The following is a 22,757-nucleotide window of genomic DNA, read 5'->3' on the forward strand; positions in this document are numbered from 1 at the left end:
CAGGTAGGGAGGCCGAAGATCCAGCCTCCCTTGCTTCACATGCCCGGTCTCCGCAGCGGATCGGGCACACCCGACACCAGGCGGACGTCAGTCCAGTGGGCGGGCACTGCCTCGGGCGGCAGGCCCAGATCGGCGCGCAGATAAGCCGGTATGTTTGCCGGGAGCCGTGGCCGGTTCCACCAGGCGTGAACTGCGGCGCCGAGCACGGCAAAGAGCCCGCGCTGATGAACGGCATCGGCAATGGAGAATTCCAGGCGAAGTACAACAGGCGCCTGCGGGGCAGCATCATAGGTCATGCGATAATCCGGCGCGCGTACGCAAACCGGCCTCTGGTTGCAGTGGAGGTGATGAGCCTGCAATCGGAGCGCGAAGCGACCCGGTTTCAGCCCATCAGTTCAGTGGTGTTGAGAAAATGTCCGCGGCGGTAAGGCCGAGAGCGGCAAAGGACGAGCACTTAGGCTCGGTGATTTTGCCATTTGCTTACAACCGGACGGAGGACAAACACGGTATTCATGTAGCGCCTCCCTCGGGTTGGCTTTGTTGGACGCCAACCGTTTAGCTCACGAGTACGTGAGCGGCAAGCTATTAGTGTGGCGGGTTGTCGCAGGCGAGCGGCGTTGTTGCCTTTAAGCAACAGACTTCATGTGGGGCGGACGAACGCAGCGCGCAGGGTTTCGACTTCATTGCGGCAGAAGCAGTCTTCAACGTGGTCGTTGACCATGCCCATGGCCTGCATAAAGGCATAGCAGGTCGTTGGCCCTACAAAGGCGAAGCCCCGCTTGCGCAAATCCTTGGAGAGGGCCCGCGACGCATCTGATTGAGTGATTTGGCGCAAAGTTTCCCAGCGGAAATCATCTGCACGGTGATCCACCGAAGGTTCAAACCGCCAGATATAGGCGGCAAAGGAGCCGAATTCCTGCTGCACCGCGATCGTGTGCTGAGCATTGTTGATCGCGGCAGCGATCTTCCCGCGGTGGCGAATAATGCCAGGGTCGGCGAGCAGACGCTCTATGTCGGTCTCTGTCATGGCAGCGACGCGCTCGACGTCGAAATCATGGAAGAGTTCCCGGAAGCGCTCCCGCTTTCGCAAGATGGTGATCCAGGAGAGCCCCGCCTGGAACCCTTCGAGGCAGATTTTCTCGTACAGTCTCCGGTCGTTTGCGACCGGCCTGCCCCACTCATGATCATGATAGTGGCAGTAGAGCGGATCATCACCGGCCCAGCGGCAGCGGATCATTTCGGCAGACATGGGGGTAAGCTCCCGTTCGCTTCAACTAGGCACATTAGCCGCTGATTCACCATCGGGGTGAGCCGCAGCTTAACCATTTGGCTTCACCCAGCATTGGCGCTTGTGCGGCAAAGTGCACCCTACTTTTTCGTTGGGGACGCACAATGAACATGATGGGGAAGATCGCGCGAGTGGCGCTCGGCACGGGGCTCGCACTGGCAACGCTGCTACCGCTGCCGGCGCTGGCGCAACAACGCTGGGGGTTTGGACCGCCGCCCGGCATCACGGTGACCCAGGGCACTCCCAAACACGCGCTGATGCTGCAAGCCAATGCGCAGGTTCACCCCACTTTTCTGCGCCAGATCGTGCGGTATTCCACCCATGAGCGGAGCGGCACCATCGTGGTCGATACGCGAGCCCACTTCCTCTACTTCGTTCTCGGCGACGGCCGAGCGTTGCGCTACGGCATCGGCGTCGCAAAGTCGGGATTCGAGTGGACCGGTACGCACCGGGTGACCCGCAAAGCCGAGTGGCCAAGCTGGACGCCCCCTGCCGAGATGCTGAAGCGGCGCCCGGACCTGCCACGCCATATGTCCGGCGGACCGAACAACCCGTTGGGCGCGCGGGCCCTCTACCTCGGCTCGACACTCTATCGCATCCACGGCACCAACGAACCCTGGAGCATCGGCCAAAACGTATCATCGGGCTGCATCCGCATGACCAATGCGGATGTCGTCGATCTCTATGGACGGGTAAAACTGAACACGCGCGTAGTGGTCCTTTGATAAGGATTTTCGCTTACTATCGGGAGGCCTGCACCAAACCTATTAGCTTCCGGACCTAGACCTATGCACCGCTTCACCGACCTCCTGTTGCGCTTCGGCCGGGACGAACGTGGCGTCTTTGCCGTGGTCTTCAGCGTCATGGCGATCGTGCTCATCGCTCTCGGCGGTGCAGTCGTGGATTATGTTCGGCTTGAGCAGACGCGGAATAGAGCTCAGGTCGCTCTCGACGCTGCGGCTTTGGCCCTGCAGCCAGAGATATTCAAGAAACCGCTGCATGAGGCGGACATAAAGGCCAAAGCGCAAGCCTTGATCCAGGATCGCGTCGGCTCAGAAGGGTTAGGTGGAGACGAAATCACGAGCTCCGTCGAGATTGCCCGCGCCGACGTCGTCAATGGTTCACTCTACCTAGAGGGCAAAATAAACGTGCCAACCGCATTCGTTCGCCTCGTTGGGGTGAATAATCTGGGAGCAACCTTTTTTGCGGAGGCGACTCGGAAGATGTTGAACCTTGAAGTCGCAATGGTTCTCGATAATTCGGGTTCAATGCAACAGAACAACCGCATGGCGTACTTAAAAACGGCCGCGACTTGCGCCACGAATATACTCTTCTTCGACGATGCGGTGGATGAAGATACTTGCGAACCCCTTGTCGGCGCTGCTAGCTCCGACAAGGTAAAGATCGGGATCATCCCGTTCACGACTATGGTCAATATTGGCACTCAGTTTGCAAACGCAAGCTGGCTGGACTGGAGTGGGCAGTCAAGCATCGCCAAGCTGAACTTCGACAATGACGACTACGACGGGAACAACTTCGACGGTTTGGTAGACCGGAAGGCACTATTCACGAAGACCAACACCGCCTGGCGGGGCTGCGTTGAAGCTCGCCTCGCGCCGAACGATACTACGGATGAACCCGCAGTCAACTCCAGCGCCAAATTCGTGCCGTTCTTTGTCCCAGATGGCCATTACGGCACCTCTAGTAGTTACATTTCAGATACTGGCGGAACTTGCGCGATAGATAAATGCACAAAGACCGTTGAATATGGCTGGGGCGGCAATACCACAAACCACAAGCGTCAGGTTGGAAATGTTACGACCAATTTCGGAGCGGCCAGTTTGTATCGGCTCCGACTGGACGCTAGTTTCTCGCACTTCTAGCTGGAGTGGCTATACTGAAGTTTACAGCCCTCTTTCTCGCAAAGAGCTCCAGGAACGCCTTTGCAAGTACGACGGGACCAATCCAGGGAGCAATGCTACGAATGCCTCCTGCCCCACCGTATCATTGCTTCCGCTCTCGAGCAGCTCTACGATGGTGAAGTCTAAGATTGCAGCCATGACTGCAAGCGGCGGCACCAACATTCAGCAAGGCACCGTGTGGGGGTTTCACGCACTAACGCCTTCGGAACCGCTATCGGAGGGGCTGCTCAACAACAGTGCTTCCGTCGAAAAGGTGCTTATCATCATGACGGATGGGTTCAACGAACCCGACTTCAGATCCTACTCCGGTGACTGGAACGGCAACGAGTATTCTGCTTGGGGGTACAGAAAGGACGGCCGCCTCGCGGACGTAGATGGTATGCTCAACAATGCGAACGAATACAACGCCTTCAACAGCAAAGCCGACATAACGGCGGTCATGGACCAGAAAACACTAGACACCTGCACCAACGCGAAGAATGCAGGGATAGAGGTGTTCACCATTGGTCTAAGCTCGCCATCTCAAGCCACTACCGACATGTTGACCGAATGCTCGTCGGGCACGGGCTACCACCATTTCCCAACGGATCCTACTCAACTCGAGGGGGTATTCAAGAACATCGCGGCGCAGCTGGCACAGCTCCGCTTGGCCCGATAATGCAACCTAGGAGAATGGTACCGCCTCCCCGGATTGAACGGGGGACCTCTAGATCCACAATCTAGCGCTCTAACCAACTGAGCTAAGGCGGCAAAGGGCTCATCAAGGAACGGCCGAAGCGACATTCCGAAAGCGGGCGGAACATAGGGGCATAATCGGAGAATGACAAGCACGCATTTGACGGTTTTGCCCATACTCAGGAATGGTGCGCCGCCACGGGGCTTAACCATGGGAACACGATCGCGCCAAGGTGCACTGGACCCCCGGTTTTTGCACCTATATTGAAGGAAACCTGAGGCTTCCGGCATAATTGTGCCGAAATGGCACGAAATGGATGCCCCGGGAGCCGGAGATCAAGGCCGTTGATGAATGCCGACTGGACCACATCGCCGAGCGCCCGCCGCGTGTTGCAGCACGCCGACGATACGCGGCCGGCTTGGCTCTGGTCGAGTGACGGACAGCGGCTGATTTGGCACAATGGCGCCGCCGAGCTGTTTCTGGCCAAGATCAAGAAGTTCGGTCTCAAGCGCGCGCCAATGGCCGAGCCTATCAAGGGACAAATCGCCCGAAACATTCGCCTCGGCTCACCGGGGCGCACGAGCCTGGCGCGAATTCAATTTCTCGCAGGCGAAAAGCCTGCTTCCACGACCTGTGCCACAACGCCCCTCGTCTTGACGGACGAGCAGATCGCTCTGCTGATTGTTGGCGTGGACCCCATTGCTGCTGAGATTTTGGAGGCGGCGGGCGATGAAGCGGTGCCAGCGCCAGAGCAGTGGAGCGAAGAAATTGCGGCGCCTGGCCTTCCTAGCTATGGCGATTTCGAGTCTCACGCCTATGAACGGGAACTGGAAAGCTGGAGAGAGGCAGACGGGCAAGAGAGTCTTGCCACCGAACAACTCACTGGTGCCGAGCCGCCGACTAATGATGCGGATGATGAAATACCGGTAGGACCGGAACCGAGTGTCGACATCGGGCCAGCCGCGACACAGCCTAAACCGACACCCATAGAACCACAGCCCGAAGCGCCGCGCGCAGAAGTCGGAGGGGCTAGCCGGCTGAGCCAGTTGGTCGAGCGCCTGGCGGCAGGAGATGCATTCTATGGTCCGCTGACGCAATCAGAGGATGAAGTTGCGACAGCAGGAACGGAAGCTCAGGACGTAGCCTCGCCGGCAGAAGAACCAGAGCTTCCCGCACCCCCGGAAAGCGCTCAGCTCTACAAGGTGATTGGTCGCGGCTTCCTTCCTGATACCGTTGCGGAGACAAAACCGGCTGCCGCAACGCCTGAAGAGGAGCCGGATGGCAAGAACTCGCCACTCGAGGTAGGTGGAATAGAAGCGACAGAGCCCGAGCGGTCTTCAAACGAGCTGACCACCGCTGGTGCGGATACTGAGACGGTCGAACGCGTCTCGCGCTACAATTTCGACGAGCTCTCGCGCATACTGACGGACCGCGTGGGCAATGTCGCCCAGCCCTCCCACGCCATTGCCGAAGCGCAGCGGGCGGGGTCATTGGTCAATTTGGGCGGTGAGACTCTGGTGCTGAACAGGCTGCCCCTGGGCATCCTGGTCTTCCGAGACCAGCAGGTCTTATTTGCCAATCGAGCGATCACCGAGATGGTTGGCTACGACTCGGTCGAGAACCTACGTCAAGCAGGACTGGCGGCGGTGTTTCCAGCGGCCGGTCCAGAGGGCCAGGAGGCAGGTCCGGTTAATCACCTGGTGCAACGAGATGGTACGCTGGTTCCGGTGACGGCAAGGCTGCAATCCATCTCCTGGCAGGGGCGCCCCGCCCTTATGCTGTCGGCCAGCACGACCGAAGTTCGCACAAGCCACGAGGCTGCAGTGCGCGCGTTCGCGCAGGCACTCGCGACCGTTCGCGGCGACGGTTTCTTCGAGACGACGCGGTCGGGCGTGGTTAGCGCAGTTTCTCCCGAGGCATCGAGCCTCTTGGCGAGTACATTGGCGGAAGGTAAGCCGCTGTCTGGGGCCATCGCCAGCGACGACCTGCCCGCCTTACGGGAATTCCTGGAGCGCCCGGCTCGTTTTGCAGAAACCGCCCGGCCCGCGCTAACCGTTCGGTCGGCGGAAGGCAAGGCTGAACTGTATGTGTTTGCCCAAGGACAAGCTGGTGTGACCACCGGCTATTTCGGTCTGGTTCGTGCGCAGCAGCCTTCCCAGCTACGCCTTGCTGGTTCGACCGAAGCGGATCCTGCGCTGTTGGCGCGAATCAGCCGCGGCGTCCGCCGGCCACTCAACACCATTATAGGATTTTCCGATCTTATCCGGTCCAAGGCGTCCAGCGCGCTGGAGAACGAACGCTACGCCAGCTATGCCGATGATATCACCACGGCAGGCCTCGAGATCGCAGCACTCGTTGATGAACTTGATGACTATGCGCGGCTGCGCGATGGTCGCTACCTACCCCAGCGCGTCAGCGTCGAACTGACAGCGCTTCTGGAAAGCTGCGTATTGCGCATCCGGCCCCAGGCCAACACTGCCCGGGTGATCGTCCGCAACGCCATCTCGGAGACGCTGCCCCGGATCACCGCTGATCGTGCTTCGCTCGCCCAGGCCGTGCTGAACCTGCTTGCCAGCGCCATCGACCAAACCCCGACAGGCGGTGCAGTGGTCATTTCCGCCCAGCGCCAGGACGACGGTGGCATAGCCATTCATGTGCGTGACAGCTCTTCCAGTGCTGTGGATATGGCTGAGCGGTTCGTCGTGTTCCGCGATGGTGTGGACCGCAACGGGCGCGCGATCGTACCAGTCCGCTCAAGTGTCGGCCTGTCACTGACGCGCGCCCTATTGGCGGTCAACACCTTTTCACTATCGGTGAACCCAGCCGGCGCTCAGGGCATGCTGTTCACTCTGGTGATCCCGTCCGACCTAGTAGAATCCGAAGCTCAGCCAGGCGTGGCAGAATAGCAGCGCAAAATAACGCTCCGACGAAAGCCTTCGGGAGCAAGCAATAACAACAAGACCAGGTGTCATGTCGACGTGACTGCCCTATAAGGGGCGCAAGCGGGCCTTCCGCAATGCAATGGGGACTGCAATGGCAAAGACAACCCAGTTGTTCGGTTTGATTTTGAGCTTGGGACTAGCGCTCACTAGCGCTGCCTTGGCTCAGCCGAGCGAGATACGCATTGGCGTGGCGCTGGAGCCGCCAATGCTCGACCCCACCGCTGGGGCGGCGGAGGCCATCGACGTCGTCACCTACCAGAACATCTTTGAGGGTTTGGTCCGTATCGACCAGGATGGCGCCGTGCAGCCCGGCCTGGCGCAGGACTGGACCATCTCCGAGGATGGGCTGACCTACACATTCGAGCTCGCATCTGACGTCACATTTCATGACGGCTCAACCTTCGACGCAGAAGACGTCAAGTTCACGTTCGACAGGATCTTGGCGTCTGACAGTATCAATGCGCAGAAGGCTCTGTATGAGCCCATCGAGGCAGTTGAGGTCATTGACCCGCAGACCGTTGAATTCACCCTCAGCCGCCCGGATGGGTTATTCCTCTTCAATCTGGGGCGCGGCGACGCTGTCATTGTTGCCCCAGAGAGCGCTGAGAACAACGCTGCTGAACCAATTGGAACGGGTCCTTTCGCCTTTATCCAGTGGGACCGCGGTAGCCGCGTCGTCCTTGAGCGCTACGAGCCCTATTGGGGCGAGTTGCCTGCCTTGACCAAGGCATCCTTCGTATTCATTGGCGACACTGCCACGCTGACCAACGCCCTGCTGGCTGGCGATATCGACGGCACCAACAATTTCGCTGCCGAAGCTTTGCCGATCTTTGAAGCCAACCCCCAGTTCAAGGTTCTGGTGGGCACTACAGAGGGCGAGACGGTTTTGGCGACCAACAACGCACGGGAGCCGTTCAATGACGTCAGAGTGCGCCAGGCGATCGCGCACGCGATCGATCGCGAAGAGATCATCGAAGGCGCCACTTATGGCTATGGCGAGCCGATCGGCAGCCATTTCGCGCCGCACCATCCGTACTATGTCGATCTGACCGAAACCTATCCTCATGATCCCGACGCAGCACGGCGGCTGCTGACGGAGGCAGGTTACCCCGAAGGTTTCATCGCAACCTTGAAACTGCCGCCAGTAGCTTATGCGGGCCTGTCAGGGCAGATTATTGCCAGCCAGCTTGCAGAAGTCGGCATCCGCCTCGAACTCGTCAACATGGAATGGGCGCAGTGGCTCGAGGACGTCTTCACCAACAAGGACTACGACTTCACCATCGTCGCGCATGTGGAGCCGTTCGACATTGGCATCTATGCCGATCCTGACTACTACTTCGGCTACGACAATCCAGAGTTCCAGGCGCTGGTCGAAGAGCTTAATGCCACAACAGACGAAGAACTGCGTCGAGAACTGGCTGTCGAAGCGCAAACCATCCTGGCAGAAGATGCAGTCAACGGCTACTTGTTCGAACTGGCTCAGACGGGCGTCTGGAATGCCAAGCTGGAAGGCATGTGGCAGAATGCGCCGATCGAAGGCGTGGTGTTGCGGGACATTCGCTGGGTCGAGTAAGTCGGGCCCTGGTTCTGCGCCCCGTAGATGATACTCTACTCTTTCCGACGGCTCGTCGGCTTCGCCGCAACCTTGCTGGTCGCGGCGGCTGTCATCTTTATTCTTCTGGACCTCCTGCCGGGTGACCCAGCCCGTTTCATTCTGGGCATCAATGCAAGTGCCGAAGCCGTCGCGAACCTCCGTCTTCAGTTGGGGCTCGATGCGCCGGCGCATGAGCGCTTCTGGGGATGGCTAGCCGGCATGTTTACCGGCGATTTTGGGGTGTCCTATACGCAGCGGGCTCCCGTAGGCACCCTCATCTGGGATCGTCTCGGCGTCACCGTGCCGCTGACCGCGATTGCGATGATCATTTCCGCGGCTGTCGGGCTACCCGCTGGGATCATGGCGGCGCGGCGCCGTGGGAAAGCACCCGATACGATCACCATGGTTGTGGCGCAGCTTGGCATTGCAGTCCCAAATTTCTGGTTTGGAATGCTCCTCACGCTGCTGTTCGCCGTGACGCTGCGTTGGCTTCCCCCAGGCGGGTTCACGCCCTGGCATGAAGATGTCTGGGCAGCGCTCCGGAGCCTGGCACTCCCCGGACTAGCCTTAGGTCTGCCGCAAGCCGGTATTCTTGCCCGTGTCATGCGCACGGCCCTGGTGGACGTGACCGGACAGGACTTCATCCGCACCGCCCGTGCCAAAGGACTTACTAAGGGAGAAGCGGTGTGGCGCCACGGCGTGCGGAACGCATTGCTGCCAGTGCTGACCATATTGGGCCTGCAGTTCGCCTTTTTGATAGCCGGTACGATCATCGTCGAAAACGTCTTCTATCTGCCGGGTCTGGGAAGGCTGATCTTCACTGCGATATCTGAACGCGACCTGGTTTTGGTACGTGGGGCTACCATCATCCTGGTGTTGGCGGTTACTGCAACTATGCTCGTCACCGACATCGCCTATGCGTTAATCGACCCTCGGCTGCGGGAAGGTTCGGTCAGATGAAGCGCCTCCTCGCACACCCAAGCCTCATTGTTGGGCTTGCTGGGGTTGCGCTGTTCGCAGCCCTGGCCCTCGTTTCGCTTGTTTGGACACCTTACCCAATCACGGAAATCGACATCTCCCGACGCTTTGCCGCGCCCAGCGGTGCCCATTGGCTCGGAACTGACCATCTCGGGCGAGATCTCTTGTCCCTGACCATGGCGGGTGCGTGGACCAGCTTCGGCGTGGCGGCATTGGCAGTCGCCATCGGTGCTGGGATTGGCATCCCCCTGGGCCTGGTGGCGGTTATGTGGGGTGGTGCAGTCGAATGGTTGGTGCTGCGGCTCACCGATTTCGTCTTTGCCTTCCCGGCGATCGTCGTGGCTATTCTCATCACTACGCTGGTCGGCCCAGGGGCGACCAATGCGATAGTTGCGATAGGGGTGTTCAATATCCCGGTTTTTGCACGTGTCGCTCGCGGCGGAGCCTTGAGTGTGGCGCGGCTGGACTTTGTCTCGGCCGCCCGTTTGGCGGGTCTGAGCAAGGCGGCCATCGCGCGCCGGCACCTTTTACCCAACATTATGAGCCTTATCATCGTACAGGGCACCATCCAGTTGTCGCTCGGGATTCTGGCCGAGGCCGGCCTTAGCTATGTGGGCCTGGGAACCCAACCACCTGCGACGAGCCTGGGGCTTATGTTGCGGGAAGCACAGGGGGTTTTCCTCATTCATCCCTGGTTGTCTGCCGTTCCGGGCGTGAGCATCGTGCTCATCGTCATTGCACTGAATGTCGCGGGTGACGGCCTACGGGATGCTATCGACCCACGTCTTCGCCAAGGCAATGCACATGCCCTTGCTTGAAGTTGAACGACTTTGGGTGCGCTTCGGTGAACAAACGGCTGTGCGGGAGGTAAGCTTTTCTGTGGAGCCCGGCGAGCGCTTCGGCATCATCGGCGAAAGCGGCTCGGGCAAGACTCTAACCGCAATGGCCATAGCCGATCTGCTGCCAGTGAGTGCCAGTCGGAACGGTCATATTCGTTTGGATGGACGAGACCTACCTCGCAACGAAACTGATATGGCGCGCCTCCGCGGCAAGCGCATGGGCATCATTTTTCAGGAGCCGATGACGGCGCTCAATCCGCTGCTCAGGATAAAAGACCAGATCGGCGAAGCACTCGCGCTCAGCGCCAAGGCGGCCGACCAGGTCCCACAACTTCTGGAGGAAGTGGGGCTGCTCGCCGTTCATGGGGAGCGCTTCCCACATCAGCTTTCAGGAGGGCAGCGCCAGCGCGCCATGATTGCCATGGCTCTAGCCAGCGAGCCCGACCTGCTGATTGCCGACGAGCCCACTTCTGCGCTCGACCTCATCACACAGCGCCGGGTACTAGATCTCATCAAAGAAATCTGCACGAGGCGGCAGATGGCCCTGATCTTCATCAGCCATGATCTGAAGGCGGTTGCCAGTCTGTGCGATCGGGTCGCAGTGATGCACCAGGGGCGGATCGTTGAGACGGGGAGAACAGAGGACATATTTGTCGCCCCAGAGCAGGCTTACACCAAAAGCCTGGTCGCAGCGTCGCGCTTCTCTCCAACTCGTATGCACCCAGCGCCAAATGAAGGCGCACCCCTGCTAAAGGTGGAGAACCTCACACGGGATTACCGGCAGGGTGGCTTGTTGCCTTGGCGCCGGGCGCACTTACGGGCGGTGGAGGGGGTCTCTTTCGGGATCGGCATGGGTGAATGCCTAGCGCTCGTCGGTCCTTCCGGCTGTGGCAAATCCACGCTGGCTCGGATGATCGTGGGGTTAGATACGGCGACCGCAGGCACGATGGAGATCGAGGGTGCGCGATATCGTGGCGGCGACCTCCCGAGATCACACAGGGCGCATCTCTCCTTGGTGTTCCAGGATCCGTTCGGCAGCTTCAACCCTCGCCTGACAGTCGGTGCTTCCTTGGCCGAGCCGCTGCGGCTAAAGCATGGGCTGGCGCCGATGGACCATCGGGCGCGATTGGTCGAAGCCGTTGAGGCTGTCGGCTTAGATGAGGCTATGCTCGACCGCTACCCTCACCAGTTTTCGGGCGGACAGCGTCAACGCCTCGCCATCGCGAGAGCTTTGGTCACCCGTCCCCGGCTGGTGGTGCTGGATGAGCCTGTCTCAGCGCTCGATGTGTCGGTGCGCGGTGAAGTGCTCGCTTTATTGTCCAGCCTGCAGGCCAAGTACGGCCTTACCTACCTCATTATCAGCCACGACCTCGATATGGTCGCGGCGATCGCTGACCGAGTTATGGTGATGGAGCGCGGCCGCATCATCGAGGCGGGGACAGCGGAGGAGATTTTTTCGGCTCCTCAGCAGCCCCTGACAAAAGAACTCGTGGCAGCCCGGCTGCCAGAGCTCGGCTTGAAGAGCTAGTCCTCGAGCCCCAGTTCGGCGCGCAGGGCATCGATCCGCTTGGAGGCTTCTGCCTTGGTGATGTCGGTTGCGAACTGATCGGACTTGTGGGCCTGCTCGCTCAGCGTCTTAAGATAGGATGCTTGGGCATCGGTCATCGGATCGTCACCCGTGATCCAGTCCTCAGGTTTTTTCTCGAGGTTCGAGTGCTGGCTCGGATCGACTTTCGGATTGGTCGTAGACATGGGAGAACTCCGTTGTTGTTCTCCCAATGTTCACGGCACTGATGAGTTCCCTAGCGGGAGTTGTGCAGCATGCCCTGGAAAGCACGATAGCTCGATTTGGGCGTGCGTTGTTGCGTCTGGTAATCCACATGGACGAGGCCGAAACGCTTGTTGTACCCTTCAGCCCACTCGTAGTTGTCGAGCAGCGACCAGGCGAAGTAGCCCCTGACGTCTGCGCCCTGCTCTCGTGCACTCAAGACCGCTTTCAAGTGATCCTCGTAGTATTTTGCCCGGCGCGGATCGCTGTCGCCCTCGACCTCAGCCATACCATTTTCCGTCACGTACAGCGGCAGCTTGGTGTAGTCACGAGAGACCCGGACCAACAGGTCGGTAAGCCCCTGTGGGTAGATTTCCCAGCCGATGTCGGTCTTTTCAAGGTCACCCTTGACCTGCGCAATTGGAAATACAGGCTGGTCGGGGGCGGACTTGTAAAGGCCGCGCGTGTAGTAGTTGATGCCAAGCCAATCGAGGGGACGCGACACCACGGCCATGTCCTCCTCATAGCCGTCCGGCAGGTAGGCAGCGAGAGGGCCGGTAAGCTCCGTGGGGTACTCTCCCTTGAGCACGCCACCGAGATACCAGCGGTTGAAGATCGCATCGCCGACATTGGCGGCCTGCTTGTCCTCCTCGCTGTCGCTAGCGGGCTCAGATTTCTCTAAGTTAAGCACAATGCCGAGGTTCTTTGCACCATTGGCGCGCAGGGCATCGATAGCCGTGCCATGGGCAAACAATACATGGTGCATTGCACGCGCTGCCGCCCGCAGATCGCGGTAGCCAGGGGCATGAATGCCCAGAAAATGGCTGAGGAAGGCAACGCACCAAGGCTCGTTGATGGTGGCCGTCGCTTCGAGACGATCACCGAACTTCTGCGCGATGAGCACCGCGTAATCCGCGAACCAGTTGGCAATGTCCCGGTTCATCCAGCCGCCCTTGTCCTGCAGCGGCGAGGGAAGATCCCAATGGTAGAGGGTAGCGTAAGGCTTTATCCCGCGCTCAAGCATGCCGTCGATCAGCCGGTCGTAGAAGTCGAGACCCGCCTGGTTGACCGCCCCGGTTCCCCCAGGAATGAGGCGGGGCCAGGCGAAGGAAAAGCGGTAAGCATCAAAACCGCCGTCGCGGATGAGATCGAGGTCTTGCGGCCAGAGTTCGTAGTGATTGCAGGCTTCCGCACCAGTGTCGCCATTGTGGACATTGCCTGGCGTTCTCGAGAAGCTGTCCCAGATGGAAGGACCGCGACCGTCCCGCTGGCCTCCTTCGATCTGAAAGGCTGCCGTGGCAACGCCGAAGGTGAAATCAGTGCCGAAATCTTGGCGGTGAATCGAGAACATTAGACCTCCTCTGTCGGCTTGAGCCGCTTTGAGGCAGCCAATAGCTCAGCCAATCCCCCGATGCAATCGATTGCAGGAGCTTTATGGGCGTAGCGAAGGAGTGTTGGCGAGGATGTTCGTGGCGATGGTTCGAAACGCCTCGGCCTCAGGACCGGTTGGGTCTGCGGCTACTGGAGGCCTGCCGAGATCGGAGCCTTCTCGGATCGACATCACCAGCGGAACTCCGCCGATGAACGGAATCTGAACGTCAGTAGCGGCTTTCTGTGCGCCACCGGTGCCGAAAATGTCGTAGCGCCGACCCGTGTCGGGAGCGATGAAGTAGCTCATGTTCTCGATGAGCCCTAGCAGGGGCACCTGCATGCGGCGCAGCATGTCGATGGCCTTGCGGGCATCGATCAGGGCGAGATCCTGTGGAGTGGAGACGATCACCACACCGGCCACTTCCGTCTGTTGAAAGAGGGAGATGTGGATGTCCCCGGTGCCGGGCGGCAGGTCGACGACGAGGATGTCGAGTTCGCCCCAGTCGGTCTCGCGCAGCAATTGGCGCAGGGCAGATGTCGCCATCGGTCCGCGCCAGACCACCGCTTGATTGGGGTTCAGCATGGCGCCGATCGACATCGCCTTGATACCGAAAGCGGTGTGCGGGGTAAAGATGCCGTCCTCCCGAACGGCCGGTTGTCCCTCGAGCCCCAGCAGGCGCGGGATAGAGGGCCCATAGAGGTCCGCATCGAGAATGCCGATGCGCAGGCCCTCCGCTTGGAGCGCGAGGGCCAGGTTCACCGCGGTCGTGGATTTACCAACCCCGCCCTTCCCCGACCCCACTGCCAGTATATGGCGGATACCAGGAACAGCGGTCTTTCCGGGTGGCACGGGCGCGCCATGAGAAAATTTTGGAGCAGCACTGGCTGGCGGCTTGCCCGAAGTTAGCGACACCATGATCTTGCGGGTGCCCGCTATCGCTTGCGTGACCTGCTGCGCCTGTTCGCGGGCTGGGCCAAAGGCGGCCTCCATTCCGGGCACAACGGCGATGGCAAAGGCGACTGCGCCCGACGTCACGATGATTTCGGAGAGCCCGCCATAGGTCGCAAGGTCCCCGCCGCCGGGAATTTCCACAGCGGCGAGGCCGGCTTTGATCTGGGCGGCGAGGTCGGTGTCGGCCATGGCACTCTAGACGTGAATGGCCCGGCGATCGCGCTTGTGAGCTTGGATCTGCCGAGAGGAGAGGACGAGGGGCCTTGCCCCTCATCACTTGGCGCGCAGGATAGCTCTCGAGGGAGCTAGAGGATCGACTGACCCGTGCCAGCCCAATCCTTGAGGAAGCCTTCAATGCCCGCATTGGTCAGCGGGTGGTCGGCTAGCTTCTTGATGACCGCGGTCGGAATGGTCGCCACATCGGCGCCGGCAAGGGCTGCCTGGGTGACGTGATTGGCCGAACGGATCGAAGCTGCCAAGATCTGGGTCTCGAACTGGTAGTTGTCGAAGATCTGGCGGATGTTCTCGATCAGCTCCATGCCATCTAGGTTGATGTCGTCGATCCGGCCAATGAAGGGCGACACATAGGTCGCGCCAGCCTTAGCAGCGAGCAGAGCCTGATTGGCCGAGAAGCAAAGCGTCACGTTGGTCTTGATACCACGCTCTTTGAAGGTGCGGGTCGCCTTGAGACCGGCAAGAGTAAGCGGCAGCTTTACAACGACGTTGCTGGCGATCTTGGAAAGCACTTCGCCCTCGGCGATCATGCCATCATACTCAAGCGACGCCACTTCGGCCGAAACCGGGTCTGGCGTGACGTTGCAGATTTCCTTGATCACTTCCTTGAAGTCACGACCTGACTTGGCAATCAGCGACGGGTTGGTCGTAACACCATCCACAAGGCCGGCTTCATGCAGTTCGCGGATGTCCTTTACTTCCGCAGTATCGACGAAGAACTTCATCGTTCCCTCCTAAGGTTGCGTGTCGCCGTGGCATGCCGGGCGAGGTTGGTAGAGCGGGCGCAGTGCCCCTACTTGTTGGCGGCAAGGAGCGCATCAGCAAGATCGCCGACGCGCTCCTCGGGGATGCCGGCGACATTGATCCGGCTATCGCCCACCATATAGACCCCGTTCGCGGCCTTTAGATGTTCGACGGTCGCGCTATCCAAGCCGAGCAGCGAAAACATCCCACGGTGATCGGCGATGAAATCGAAGTCTTCAGAATTGGAGCGCTGGCGGATGGTCTCGGCGAGCTTTTCGCGCAGATGCACCATGCGGGTGCGCATCTGGTTGAGTTCGGCCTCCCACTCGGTGCGCAGATCGGCATCCTCCAGGATGGTGCGGATGATCTCGGCGCCATGATCGGGTGGCTGCGAGTAGGCGCCACGGATGATGTTGAGCAGTTGAGATTGCGTGATGTCGGCCTGCTCGGCATCACGAGCAATAAGAATGGCCGCGCCGATGCGTTCGCGATAAAGCCCGAAATTCTTGGAACCGGAGAAGGCGACAAGCGCCTCAGGCACCGAAGAGACGACCTTGCGCGTGCCATAGGCGTCGGCTTCGAGGCCATCGCCGAAGCCCAGATAGGCCAGATCGATGAAAGGTAGCGCGCCAGTGCGGGCGAGGCTTGCGGCGACCTGATCCCATTGTTCGGCCGACAGGTTGGCGCCCGTAGGATTGTGGCAGCAGCCATGCAGCAGGACCACGTCATCCTTGCCGAGTTGGTCGAGCGCGGCAAGCATTTCGGTGAAGCGGACACCGCGGGTTTCTGGGTCGAAATAGGGGTAAGTGGCGACCGCGAGACCTGAGTTCTCTGCAATCGGATTGTGGTTGGGCCAGGTGGGATCGGAGACCCAGACCGTCGTGCCAGGGCGGGCACGGTTGATCAACTGCATCAATACCCACAGCGAGCCGGTGCCGCCGGGAGCTTGAGCAATCCGAACGCGCGACCGATCGACACTATCGCCCAGCGTCAGATCGAGCACGGCGCTGCCGAAGCCCTTGTTGCCAGCTATGCCGAGGTAAGACTTGGTTTTTTCGGCAGCAAGGATGCGTTCTTCGGCCTTGCGGACGGCGGACATGATCGGCGTGGTGCCCTTTTCGTCCTTGTAGACGCCGACACCGAGATCGATCTTTGTCGGTCGCGGGTCAGCCGCATATTCGCCCATGAGCGCCAGAATTTTGTCGCCGGGGGCCTTGGAGAGGGTCTCGAACATATCTCTGGAAGTCCAGTGGGTAGGCGCCGCCTTTATAGGCCGCAGGGGGAAATTTGCAATTCAGCGTTTGACGCCGAGGCGGTCAAGTTCGGCGATCAGTTCCGGGATGGTCTTGAAGAGATCGCCGAGGAGCACGACATCGGCCATCTTGGAGAGCGGGGCCTCGGCATCGGTGTTGATGGCGATGATCTTTTTAACACCCTGAATGCCCGCAAGGTGTTGTAAAGCCCCAGAAATTCCGACGGCGATGTAAAGGTCGGGGGCGATGATCTTGCCGGTTTGGCCAACCTGCCAATCGTTAGGAGCGTAGCCGGCGTCGACGGCGGCGCGGGTCGCACCGACGGCAGCGTTGAGGCGCTGCGCGAGTTGCTGGATGAGCTGGAAGCCTTCGGCGGAGCCGACCGAGACACCACCGCCCACCACGATCTGCGCGGTCGCAAGGTCTGGAGTGTCGCTTTCGGTGCGATGACCGGCAATTACCCGAGCTGCAGAAGTCGCTGCAGATTCAACGGGTTCGATAGGTGCGTCATTGCCCAGAGGAGCAGCGCGGAAGGCTGATGCACGCAGGGTAAGAAGGTGTTTAGCCTGGTTCGAGGTGACCGTCTGGACCGCATTGCCGGCATAGATAGGGCGCTCGAACCGGCTGGGATCAAGGATGGCGACCACGTCGGTGATGGGCATCAGGTCGAGCTTGGCGGCCAGTCGGGGCATGACATCCCGGCCCACGGCAGTGGCACCAGCTGCTACATATTGATAGCGGACTGTTAGCGTTTCAAGCAACGAAACCACAGCATCGGGCAGCATCCCGCCGTATCCGGCGCCCTGCCCTACTAGGACGCGCGACACACCGCTGATCTTGCTGGCTTCGGTAGCCACCTGGTCAATCCCTTCGCCTAGAACCAGGAGGTCCACAGGGCCAAGTTGGCTTACCGCGTTGACGAGGCGTGCAGTGGAGGGCGAGAGCAGGCCTAGATCGTGATCGGCCAAGAGGAGAACACTCATTATAGCGCCTCCATCTGCGAAACGTCTGCGGCGATGATGGCGGCCAGGTCCTCGACCGAGTCGACCGTGCGGCCGGTGGCACGCTCGGCGGGCGGCGACACCTTCTCGATGATCAGGCGCGGCGCGAGGTCGACGCCGAATTCTGCAGCAGGACGAACGGCGAGGGGCTTGGAGCGCGCCTTCATGACCATGGGCAGCGCGGCGTTGCGCGGCGTATTGAGGCGTAGGTCGGCTGTGACGATGGCGGGGAGCGGCAGGGCGACGACTTCGCGGCCCCAATCGACTTCGCGGGTGACTTCGAGACCATCGGCGGTGACCTTGATCTCGGAGGCGAAGGTTGCCTGCGGACGATCGGTCAGCGCCGCCAGCATCTGGCCGACATGGTTGGAGTCGTCGTCCACCGCCTGCTTGCCGAGCAGCACCAGATCCGGCTGCTCCTCCTCGACCACTTTGGCGAGCAGCTTGGCGATGGCAAGCGTTTCCAATTCCGCTTCGGTTTCGATCAGCAAACCGCGATGCGCACCCATAGCCAGAGCGGTCAGGATCACGTCATTAGCGGATTTGGGACCGATGGAGACGATCACGATCTCATCGGCATGGCCCTGCTCCCCGAGCTGCACTGCGGCCTCGACCGCGTGCTTGCAAAAGGGGTTCATCGACATACGCACCCCATTGGTCTCGACACCCGAGCCATCGGGGCGGACACGGATGCGGACATTGTGGTCGACGACGCGCTTGACGGCGACAAGAACTTTCATGGGCAGCTCCGGCAAGTTGCGGATGTCATTGCAAGTTTGGCCAAGAGGGGCAAGACGCGGATGGGGAATATCGGTACACTGCGGGGGTGAATGTTGGAAAGCCATACCGTTGGTCGCGATGTTGCACCGCAGTTGACTGGGCTGGTTGGGACAGCGACATTGCCCCGACAGCGAACATTTGCCTGGACCACCTATGCCCGTATTGAACCGAATTGCCGAGTTTCACGAGGAAATCACCGCCTGGCGGCAGGATTTCCATGCTCATCCTGAGGTGCTGTTCGACGTCGAGCGCACAGCCGGGATCGTGATCGACAAGCTTCGGGCATTCGGCTGCGATGAGGTGGTCACCGGCCTGGGGCGCACCGGCGTCGTGGGCATCATCAATGGCCGAACCAACACCAGCGGCCGCACGATCGGGTTGCGCGCCGACATGGACGCGTTGCCCATGACCGAGCGCACCGGCAAAGCCTATGCCTCGACCATAGATGGCAAGATGCATGCCTGCGGCCATGACGGACACACCGCCATGCTGCTGGGAGCCGCAAAGTATCTAGCGGAAACGCGCAATTTCGATGGGCGGATTGCCGTGATCTTCCAGCCGGCCGAAGAGGGCGGTGGCGGCGGCAAGGAGATGATCAAGGACGGACTGGTCGAGAAGTTCGACATCGCCGAGTTCTATGGCCTCCACAACTGGCCGGGCATGCCGGCGGGCCATTTCGGCATTCGCGCCGGCGGCATCATGGCCGCAACCGATCGCTTCTATATCGACATCAGCGGACGGGGCGGACACGCGGCCCGGCCGCAAACCACCATCGACCCGATCCTGGTGGCGGCGCAGATGATCGTGGCGCTGCAATCGATCGTATCGCGCAATGTCGACCCGCTGCACAGTGCAGTGCTGTCGGTCACCATCGTGGAGGCGGGCGAAGCGGACAATGTGATTTCCAAGACCGCCAGCATCACCGGAACGGTCCGAACCCTCGATAGCGCCGTGCAAGATTTGATCGAGGAGCGGCTAGGCCAGTTCGTGCCGCAATTCGCGCAGAGCTTTGGAGCCGAGGCCAGCGTCCGGTATGCGCGGGGTTACCCCGTGACCGTCAATTCTGCGGAGCAGACGAGTTTCGCCGCTGAAGTCGCTGGCGAAGTGGTCGGACCGGAGCGCGTCGACGCCGATGCCGAACCCTCGATGGGCGGCGAAGATTTCTCGTTCATGCTGCAGGAGCGGCCGGGCGCCTACATTTTCTTGGGCAATGGCGAGAGCGCCGAGTTGCACACTGAAACCTATGACTTCAACGACGAGGTCATTCCCGTGGGCGTGAGCTATTGGGTGCGGCTGGCGGAGCGGGCGCTGCCAGTCAGCTAAATCTGGTGCATGGTCCTCTTGCGGGCGGCCGCCGGTGAGGTTACTGCCGACGCAGCTTTTTTCCTCCATTGGTAGCCATTTGGCACAGCTGGTCCCTACCCTTCTCACACTCCTGATCTCGTTTGCCGGCGGTGCCCTGGCGGCGTTTGCCGGACTGCCGGCGGGCTGGCTAATGGGCGGGGCACTGGCCGTCAGCATCGCGGCCATGAGCGGGGTGAAGGTGCGCATGCCCGACCGGCTGCGCGACGTCGCCTTTCTCCTGATCGGCATGTCGATGGGCGCAAGCGTTGCGCCAGACACGCTCAACCTGCTTTCGAGCTGGCCAGTCAGCCTTGCCGCGCTGGTGATCGAACTGGTGCTGATCGTGTCGCTTACCGGATGGATGCTGGCCCGCGTATTCAAGCTCGATGCGGGGACGGCCTATCTCAGCTCCTTTCCGGGCCACCTCTCATTGGTCATGGGGATCGCCTCGGCGGGGGTCGGCGATGCACGGCAGATTGCCATCATCCAGGTGATCCGCATTTTCATGCTGACCATCTGCGTGCCCATCGGTGCCATGTTCCTGCCCATCGCCCATTTCGAGCCGCTGATGTCGTCCAAGACCCTGTCGGTGGGCGAATTGCTGCTCCTGGCGGCTGGGTGTACCGCGTTTGGCCTCGTCTTTGTGTGGCGCAAGATCCCGGCGGGATTCGTGCTGGGTTCGATGGCGGCCGCCACCGCCGCCAAGCTGGGCGGGCTTTACGACGCGGCAATGCCGGAGCCACTGGTGATCACCACGTTCGTCTTGACCGGGGCGCTGATCGGCTCTCGCTTTGCCGGGATTAGCCGGCGCGAGTTTTTTCATGCTTCGCTGGGTGGGCTGATTGCCACCGGCATGACCGTGAGCATCGTTACCCTGGTGGCTTGGCTCGTCGGCATGGTGATCGGCATGCCCTATGGCCAGATCTGGTTGGCACTGGCGCCCGGGGCGCTGGAAGGCATGGGCGCTCTCGGCATCGCGCTAGGCTATGACACGGCGTTTATCGCCGCCCACCACGTTATTCGCTTGCTGCTGCTCAGCTTTGCCATTCCCGGCGTTGTCATGCTGATCCGCTGGCGTGAGAACGCCACAATCGCGGCTCACGACAAGGGCGAAGGGAGATTGCCATGATCAAACCTGTCACACTTGCCGTCCTTGCGCTCTGCGCCACCGTGGGCGGGAGTGTTGCCGCGCCCTTTTGCATAGGCGACCGCCCCGGCGTTTCGCTTGAATTCGGCATGCGCATTGGCGACGCCTATACTCAGGAAGAGCGCAACGAGTTCGACCTGATGCGCTTGCGGCAGATGGGCGTGGACGCCACCCGCGTGGAGCGCTGGAATGGCTGCATCCGCGCCTTCGTCCGCCGGGCAAGCGGGGTTGGGGAAGAAATGCAGTTCTTCGACCCCAACACATTCCGCCGGGTGGAATAGGCTAGTCTTCGTAGACGATCTTGCCCTTGCCACCACTGGCCACGCTGAGGAACGCGAACCCGCTGGGGCCCAGAGTCAGCCCCTTGCCGACCATGGTGGCGCTTTGACTGACCGGCTCCAGGACCGGCTCCTCCGCACCCTTGATGGACAGTTGCAGTGTCTGGGGTGAGAGATTGAAGGCGCACAGCATGTCCTTGTCCTCACCGGTGCGGCGGAAGGCAAGGGCGGGCTCGCTGGTATCAAAGAAGGCGATGTCGCCGGTAACGAGGGCCTGGTGCTTTTTTCGCCAAGTCAGAATCGACCGGTAGGCGTTGAGGACCGAGCCGGGGTCGCGATCCTGTGCAGCCATATTACGCTCGGAGTGGCGCGCCCGCATCGGCAGCCAGGGAGTTCCGGAGGTGAAGCCATTTGGCGCCTCACCTTCTTCCCAGGGCATGGGTATACGGCAGCCATCCCGCCCCTTGTCCTCCGGCCAGAAGCGGATGCCCCGCGGATCGGTCAGTTCCTCGTAGAGCAGGTCGGATTCGGGCAAACCCAGTTCCTCGCCCTGATAAAGGCAAATCGAGCCCCGGAGCGCCGCCAACAGCGCGATGCACTGCCGGCCCAACTCGTCAGGCGAAAGCGCATGGCCCGACCAGCGGCTGATATGACGGTGCACGTCGTGATTGGAGAAGCTCCAGCAAGGCCAGCCATCCTGACTCGCCCTGAAGAATGCTTCGATGCGCGAGCGGAAGTGTGCCGCCGAGAACTCCTGGCCGAGGAACTCGAACGAGTAGCACATGTGGAGCTTGTCGCCGCCCGATGTGTATTCGGCCATGAGCGCTACGGCGCGCTGGGCCTCGCCGACTTCTCCCACGCTGGCGGTGTTGGGGAACTCGTCCATAAGCGCACGGATGCGCTGCAGAAAGGGCACATTCTCGGGGCGATTCTTGGAGTAGATATGCTCCTGCATGTCGTATGGATTGACCGCGGTGACGAGCTTGCCTTTTGGGTGCAGCGGCGGGTTGGAACGTAACTCGTCGTCGGAGAAATAGTAGTTCACCGTGTCGAAGCGGAAGCCATCCACTCCGCGCTCTAGCCAGAAGCGCATGACGTCCAGCACCGCATCCTGCACGGCGGGATTGTGGAAGTTGAGATCTGGCTGGCTAGCTAGAAAATTGTGCAGGTAATATTGCCCGCGGGTAGGATTCCACTCCCAGGCCCGTCCGCCGAACACAGAAAGCCAGTTGTTGGGCGGAGAGCCGTCGGGCTGCGGGTCAGACCACACATACCAGTCGGCCCGCGCATTGGTGCGGCTGACACGCGATTCCTGAAACCAGGGGTGCTGGTCGGAGGTATGGCTGACCACCTGGTCCATGATGACCTTGAGGCCGCGGGCGTGGGCCTGTTCGACGAGCGAGTCGAAATCCTGGAGCGAACCGAAGAGCCGGTCGACCTCCCGGTAGTCCGAGACGTCATACCCCATATCGGCCTGCGGCGATTGCTGGATCGGTGACAGCCAAATGCAATCCACGCCCAGGCTCGCAATGTAATCGAGGCGGCGGATAATGCCGGGCAAATCGCCGATACCATCGCCATTGGTGTCCTGAAAAGACCGCGGATAGACCTGATAGATCACGCCGCCGCGCCACCATTCCTGCATG

At 60.7% G+C, this 22,757-nt stretch carries 21 protein-coding genes and 1 tRNA gene; 11 read left to right on the forward strand and 11 right to left on the reverse strand.

Annotated features, from left to right (window positions below; all coding sequences use genetic code 11):
- Positions 1-35 precede the first annotated feature (35 nt).
- Together QOV41_RS16855 and QOV41_RS16860 are read right to left on the reverse strand one after the other, a co-directional pair.
- The gene (locus tag QOV41_RS16855) at positions 36-296 is read right to left on the reverse strand and encodes a hypothetical protein (protein ID WP_284577957.1); all 261 of its coding nucleotides are present in this window, start codon (positions 294-296) and stop codon (positions 36-38) included.
- 344 nt (positions 297-640) lie between these two features.
- On the reverse strand, positions 641-1,249 hold the full coding sequence (locus QOV41_RS16860; RefSeq protein ID WP_284577958.1) for a DNA-3-methyladenine glycosylase I: 609 nt from the start codon (positions 1,247-1,249) through the stop codon (positions 641-643).
- Positions 1,250-1,398: 149 nt separating this feature from the next.
- On the opposite strand from QOV41_RS16860, the gene QOV41_RS16865 reads away from it, so the two are divergent.
- The 3 genes from QOV41_RS16865 (at position 1,399) to QOV41_RS16875 (ending at position 3,868) form a co-directional block, all read left to right on the forward strand.
- Positions 1,399-2,013, forward strand: a complete 615-nt coding sequence (locus QOV41_RS16865; protein WP_463054431.1) for a L,D-transpeptidase — start codon at positions 1,399-1,401, stop codon at positions 2,011-2,013.
- 63 nt (positions 2,014-2,076) lie between these two features.
- Positions 2,077-3,171 carry a TadE/TadG family type IV pilus assembly protein gene (locus QOV41_RS16870; protein WP_284577960.1) on the forward strand — a complete coding sequence of 365 codons (1,095 nt, stop codon included), beginning with the start codon at positions 2,077-2,079 and terminating at the stop codon, positions 3,169-3,171.
- A gap of 151 nt (positions 3,172-3,322) precedes the next feature.
- Entirely contained in the window at positions 3,323-3,868 is a 546-nt protein-coding gene (locus QOV41_RS16875; RefSeq protein ID WP_284577961.1) for a hypothetical protein, read from the forward strand.
- A 15-nt stretch (positions 3,869-3,883) separates the two neighbouring features.
- Here the strand turns inward: QOV41_RS16875 and QOV41_RS16880 are convergent.
- A tRNA-His gene (locus QOV41_RS16880) sits at positions 3,884-3,960 on the reverse strand.
- Between the two features lie 273 nt (positions 3,961-4,233).
- Here QOV41_RS16880 and QOV41_RS16885 point away from each other — a divergent pair.
- From QOV41_RS16885 to QOV41_RS16905, 5 genes are all read left to right on the forward strand, one after another.
- Positions 4,234-6,792 (forward strand): sensor histidine kinase, encoded by a 2,559-nt coding sequence (locus QOV41_RS16885; RefSeq protein WP_284577962.1) that lies wholly within the window; start codon positions 4,234-4,236, stop codon positions 6,790-6,792.
- Between the two features lie 127 nt (positions 6,793-6,919).
- Complete coding sequence (locus QOV41_RS16890) at positions 6,920-8,401, forward strand: ABC transporter substrate-binding protein (protein WP_284577963.1); 1,482 nt, start codon at positions 6,920-6,922, stop codon at positions 8,399-8,401.
- 27 nt (positions 8,402-8,428) lie between these two features.
- The gene (locus QOV41_RS16895; RefSeq protein WP_284577964.1) at positions 8,429-9,382 is read left to right on the forward strand and encodes an ABC transporter permease; all 954 of its coding nucleotides are present in this window, start codon (positions 8,429-8,431) and stop codon (positions 9,380-9,382) included.
- Complete coding sequence (locus QOV41_RS16900) at positions 9,379-10,218, forward strand: ABC transporter permease (RefSeq protein ID WP_284577965.1); 840 nt, start codon at positions 9,379-9,381, stop codon at positions 10,216-10,218. Before QOV41_RS16895 ends, QOV41_RS16900 begins: the two co-directional genes overlap by 4 nt.
- Positions 10,205-11,767, forward strand: a complete 1,563-nt coding sequence (locus QOV41_RS16905) for a dipeptide ABC transporter ATP-binding protein (protein WP_284577966.1) — start codon at positions 10,205-10,207, stop codon at positions 11,765-11,767. The genes QOV41_RS16900 and QOV41_RS16905 overlap by 14 nt, the downstream gene beginning before the upstream one ends.
- On the opposite strand, the gene QOV41_RS16910 is transcribed toward QOV41_RS16905, so the two are convergent.
- The 7 genes from QOV41_RS16910 to QOV41_RS16940 form a co-directional block, all read right to left on the reverse strand.
- A complete protein-coding gene (locus tag QOV41_RS16910; protein WP_284577967.1) occupies positions 11,764-11,991 on the reverse strand; it encodes a DUF3072 domain-containing protein in 228 nt (75 codons plus the stop codon). The genes QOV41_RS16905 and QOV41_RS16910 overlap by 4 nt on opposite strands.
- Positions 11,992-12,041: 50 nt before the next feature.
- Positions 12,042-13,358 (reverse strand): GH1 family beta-glucosidase, encoded by a 1,317-nt coding sequence (locus tag QOV41_RS16915; protein WP_284577968.1) that lies wholly within the window; start codon positions 13,356-13,358, stop codon positions 12,042-12,044.
- Positions 13,359-13,439: 81 nt separating this feature from the next.
- Positions 13,440-14,519, reverse strand: coding sequence for an Mrp/NBP35 family ATP-binding protein (locus QOV41_RS16920; protein WP_284577969.1), 1,080 nt, complete (start codon positions 14,517-14,519; stop codon positions 13,440-13,442).
- A 116-nt stretch (positions 14,520-14,635) separates the two neighbouring features.
- On the reverse strand, positions 14,636-15,289 hold the full coding sequence (gene fsa / locus QOV41_RS16925) for a fructose-6-phosphate aldolase (protein WP_284577970.1): 654 nt from the start codon (positions 15,287-15,289) through the stop codon (positions 14,636-14,638).
- Positions 15,290-15,357: 68 nt separating this feature from the next.
- The gene (locus QOV41_RS16930; RefSeq protein WP_284577971.1) at positions 15,358-16,542 is read right to left on the reverse strand and encodes an amino acid aminotransferase; all 1,185 of its coding nucleotides are present in this window, start codon (positions 16,540-16,542) and stop codon (positions 15,358-15,360) included.
- 60 nt (positions 16,543-16,602) lie between these two features.
- On the reverse strand, positions 16,603-17,544 hold the full coding sequence (locus QOV41_RS16935) for an electron transfer flavoprotein subunit alpha/FixB family protein (protein ID WP_284577972.1): 942 nt from the start codon (positions 17,542-17,544) through the stop codon (positions 16,603-16,605).
- Positions 17,544-18,302: an electron transfer flavoprotein subunit beta/FixA family protein gene (locus QOV41_RS16940; RefSeq protein ID WP_284577973.1), complete on the reverse strand. Its 759-nt coding sequence runs from the start codon at positions 18,300-18,302 to the stop codon at positions 17,544-17,546. Before QOV41_RS16940 ends, QOV41_RS16935 begins: the two co-directional genes overlap by 1 nt.
- A 193-nt stretch (positions 18,303-18,495) precedes the next feature.
- Here QOV41_RS16940 and QOV41_RS16945 point away from each other — a divergent pair, with 193 nt between their 5' ends.
- The 3 genes from QOV41_RS16945 (at position 18,496) to QOV41_RS16955 (ending at position 21,114) form a co-directional block, all read left to right on the forward strand.
- A complete protein-coding gene (locus QOV41_RS16945; protein ID WP_284577974.1) occupies positions 18,496-19,665 on the forward strand; it encodes a M20 aminoacylase family protein in 1,170 nt (389 codons plus the stop codon).
- 79 nt (positions 19,666-19,744) lie between these two features.
- On the forward strand, positions 19,745-20,815 hold the full coding sequence (locus QOV41_RS16950; RefSeq protein WP_284577975.1) for an AbrB family transcriptional regulator: 1,071 nt from the start codon (positions 19,745-19,747) through the stop codon (positions 20,813-20,815).
- Positions 20,812-21,114, forward strand: coding sequence for a hypothetical protein (locus QOV41_RS16955; protein ID WP_284577976.1), 303 nt, complete (start codon positions 20,812-20,814; stop codon positions 21,112-21,114). Before QOV41_RS16950 ends, QOV41_RS16955 begins: the two co-directional genes overlap by 4 nt.
- Before the next feature lies 1 nt (position 21,115).
- On the opposite strand, the gene QOV41_RS16960 is transcribed toward QOV41_RS16955, so the two are convergent.
- Entirely contained in the window at positions 21,116-22,756 is a 1,641-nt protein-coding gene (locus QOV41_RS16960) for an alpha-glucosidase (protein WP_284577977.1), read from the reverse strand.
- Position 22,757: the final 1 nt, after the last annotated feature.

The sequence above is a fragment of the Devosia sp. RR2S18 genome (genome assembly GCF_030177755.1).
GTDB lineage: Bacteria > Pseudomonadota > Alphaproteobacteria > Rhizobiales > Devosiaceae > Devosia > Devosia rhizosphaerae.

Coding starts and splice junctions, on each gene's coding strand:
- QOV41_RS16855 (WP_284577957.1), bottom strand. CDS start 296: ATGACCTATGATGCTGCCCCGCAGGCGCCTGTTGTACTTCGCCTGGAA.
- QOV41_RS16860 (WP_284577958.1), bottom strand. CDS start 1,249: ATGTCTGCCGAAATGATCCGCTGCCGCTGGGCCGGTGATGATCCGCTC.
- QOV41_RS16865 (WP_463054431.1), top strand. CDS start 1,399: ATGATGGGGAAGATCGCGCGAGTGGCGCTCGGCACGGGGCTCGCACTG.
- QOV41_RS16870 (WP_284577960.1), top strand. CDS start 2,077: ATGCACCGCTTCACCGACCTCCTGTTGCGCTTCGGCCGGGACGAACGT.
- QOV41_RS16875 (WP_284577961.1), top strand. CDS start 3,323: ATGGTGAAGTCTAAGATTGCAGCCATGACTGCAAGCGGCGGCACCAAC.
- QOV41_RS16885 (WP_284577962.1), top strand. CDS start 4,234: ATGAATGCCGACTGGACCACATCGCCGAGCGCCCGCCGCGTGTTGCAG.
- QOV41_RS16890 (WP_284577963.1), top strand. CDS start 6,920: ATGGCAAAGACAACCCAGTTGTTCGGTTTGATTTTGAGCTTGGGACTA.
- QOV41_RS16895 (WP_284577964.1), top strand. CDS start 8,429: ATGATACTCTACTCTTTCCGACGGCTCGTCGGCTTCGCCGCAACCTTG.
- QOV41_RS16900 (WP_284577965.1), top strand. CDS start 9,379: ATGAAGCGCCTCCTCGCACACCCAAGCCTCATTGTTGGGCTTGCTGGG.
- QOV41_RS16905 (WP_284577966.1), top strand. CDS start 10,205: ATGCCCTTGCTTGAAGTTGAACGACTTTGGGTGCGCTTCGGTGAACAA.
- QOV41_RS16910 (WP_284577967.1), bottom strand. CDS start 11,991: ATGTCTACGACCAATCCGAAAGTCGATCCGAGCCAGCACTCGAACCTC.
- QOV41_RS16915 (WP_284577968.1), bottom strand. CDS start 13,358: ATGTTCTCGATTCACCGCCAAGATTTCGGCACTGATTTCACCTTCGGC.
- QOV41_RS16920 (WP_284577969.1), bottom strand. CDS start 14,519: ATGGCCGACACCGACCTCGCCGCCCAGATCAAAGCCGGCCTCGCCGCT.
- fsa (WP_284577970.1), bottom strand. CDS start 15,289: ATGAAGTTCTTCGTCGATACTGCGGAAGTAAAGGACATCCGCGAACTG.
- QOV41_RS16930 (WP_284577971.1), bottom strand. CDS start 16,542: ATGTTCGAGACCCTCTCCAAGGCCCCCGGCGACAAAATTCTGGCGCTC.
- QOV41_RS16935 (WP_284577972.1), bottom strand. CDS start 17,544: ATGAGTGTTCTCCTCTTGGCCGATCACGATCTAGGCCTGCTCTCGCCC.
- QOV41_RS16940 (WP_284577973.1), bottom strand. CDS start 18,302: ATGAAAGTTCTTGTCGCCGTCAAGCGCGTCGTCGACCACAATGTCCGC.
- QOV41_RS16945 (WP_284577974.1), top strand. CDS start 18,496: ATGCCCGTATTGAACCGAATTGCCGAGTTTCACGAGGAAATCACCGCC.
- QOV41_RS16955 (WP_284577976.1), top strand. CDS start 20,812: ATGATCAAACCTGTCACACTTGCCGTCCTTGCGCTCTGCGCCACCGTG.
- QOV41_RS16960 (WP_284577977.1), bottom strand. CDS start 22,756: ATGCAGGAATGGTGGCGCGGCGGCGTGATCTATCAGGTCTATCCGCGG.